1 protein-coding gene is annotated in these 2402 nt (G+C 68.3%); it reads left to right on the forward strand.

Annotated elements, in window-relative coordinates:
• On the forward strand, positions 1-2266 hold a 2266-nt coding region (locus QRN56_RS19235; RefSeq protein WP_285105924.1), incomplete at its 5' end, for an ATP-dependent Clp protease ATP-binding subunit.
• Between the last annotated feature and the right edge of the window lie 136 nt (positions 2267-2402).

The raw sequence follows: 2402 nt of genomic DNA on the forward strand, positions 1-2402 counted from the left end.
CCACAACTACATCGGCACGGAGCACATCCTGCTCGGCCTCATCCGCGAGGGTGAGGGCGTGGCAGCACAGGTGCTCACCAAGATGGGTGCCGACCTGAACAAGGTGCGCCAGCAGGTCATCCAGCTGCTGAGCGGCTACCAGGGCAAGGAGCCCGTCTCCGCCGGTGGTCCTCAGGAGGGTCAGCCCGCGGGCTCGGCCGTGCTCGACCAGTTCGGCCGCAACCTCACCCAGGCCGCGCGCGAGGGCAAGCTCGACCCGGTCATCGGGCGCACGCAGGAGATCGAGCGGGTCATGCAGGTGCTGTCCCGCCGCACCAAGAACAACCCGGTGCTGATCGGCGAGCCCGGCGTCGGCAAGACGGCCGTCGTCGAGGGCCTCGCCCAGGACATCGTCAAGGGCGACGTCCCCGAGACGCTCAAGGACAAGCAGCTCTACACGCTGGACCTGGGCGCCCTGGTGGCTGGCTCGCGCTACCGCGGTGACTTCGAGGAGCGCCTCAAGAAGGTGCTCAAGGAGATCCGCACCCGCGGCGACATCATCCTGTTCATCGACGAGATCCACACCCTGGTGGGTGCGGGTGCCGCCGAGGGCGCGATCGACGCCGCCTCCATCCTGAAGCCCATGCTGGCTCGCGGTGAGCTGCAGACGATCGGTGCCACCACCCTCGACGAGTACCGCAAGTACGTCGAGAAGGACCCGGCCCTGGAGCGCCGCTTCCAGCCGATCCAGGTGGCCGAGCCGTCGCTCGAGCACGCCATCGAGATCCTCAAGGGTCTGCGTGACCGCTACGAGGCGCACCACCGCGTGTCCATCACGGACTCCGCGCTGGTCTCCGCCGCCACGCTCGCGGACCGGTACATCAACGACCGGTTCCTCCCGGACAAGGCGATCGACCTGATCGACGAGGCCGGGGCCCGGCTCCGCATCCGTCGCATGACGGCGCCGCCGGAGCTCAAGGAGCTCGACGAGTCCATCGCCGAGGCGCGCCGCGAGAAGGAGTCGGCGATCGACGAGCAGGACTTCGAGAAGGCCGCCGGGCTGCGTGACAAGGAGAAGCAGCTCACGCAGGTCCGCGCGGACAAGGAGAAGGCCTGGAAGTCGGGTGACCTGGACACGGTCGCTGAGGTCGACGACGAGCTGATCGCCGAGGTCCTCGCGATGTCCACGGGCATCCCGGTCGTCAAGCTCACCGAGGAGGAGTCCAGCCGGCTGCTCCACATGGAGGACGAGCTGCACAAGCGGGTCGTCGGCCAGGAGGCCGCGATCAAGGCCCTGTCGCAGGCGATTCGCCGTACGCGGGCCGGCCTCAAGGACCCGAAGCGTCCCGGTGGTTCGTTCATCTTCGCCGGCCCCACGGGCGTCGGTAAGACCGAGCTCGCCAAGGCGCTCGCCGAGTTCCTGTTCGGTGACGAGGACGCCCTCATCCAGCTCGACATGTCCGAGTTCTCGGAGAAGCACACGGTCTCGCGACTGTTCGGCTCCCCGCCGGGATACGTCGGCTACGACGAGGGTGGCCAGCTCACCGAGAAGGTGCGGCGCAAGCCGTTCTCCGTGGTCCTGTTCGACGAGGTGGAGAAGGCGCACGCCGACATCTTCAACTCGCTGCTGCAGGTGCTCGAGGACGGTCGCCTCACGGACTCGCAGGGTCGCGTGGTCGACTTCAAGAACACCGTGATCATCATGACCACCAACCTGGGCACGCGGGACATCGCCAAGGGCGTCCAGACCGGCTTCAACGCCGGCGGCGACCTGGTGACCTCCTACGAGCGCATGAAGGCCAAGGTCAACGAGGAGCTCAAGCAGCACTTCCGGCCGGAGTTCCTCAACCGCGTCGACGACGTGGTCGTGTTCCCGCAGCTCTCGCAGGACGAGATCATCGAGATCGTCGACCTGGAGATCGCGAAGCTCGACCGTCGCCTGCGCGACCGGGACATGGGCATCGAGCTCACCCCCGCCGCGAAGCACCTGCTGGCGGAGAAGGGCTACGACCCGGTGCTCGGCGCCCGTCCGCTCAAGAGGGCGATCCAGCGGGAGATCGAAGACACGCTGTCCGAGAAGATCCTGTTCGGCGAGCTCACGGCCGGTCAGCTGGTGATCGTCGACGGCGAGGGCGAGGGCATCCTCGGCGAGTTCAGCTTCCAGGGTGTGGAGCGGGACGAGCGTCGTCGGCCGACCCAGGCCGAGCCCCAGTCGGTGCCCGCGGGCGCCGGACTGGTGCCGCGCGACCTGCCGCCGTCGGGCCAGATGGCGGCCGGCGGGGCGTGATCGCCCGGTAGGACCCGGTCCTGACACAAGGCCCGGCCACCCCGCACGGGGTGGCCGGGCCTTTGTCATGCCCGCCGACCGACTCACCAACCGACCGACTCACCAACCGACCGACTCACCAACCACCTGACTCGGC

The sequence above is a fragment of the Promicromonospora sp. MEB111 genome, from assembly GCF_030209445.1.
Classification (GTDB): domain Bacteria; phylum Actinomycetota; class Actinomycetes; order Actinomycetales; family Cellulomonadaceae; genus Promicromonospora.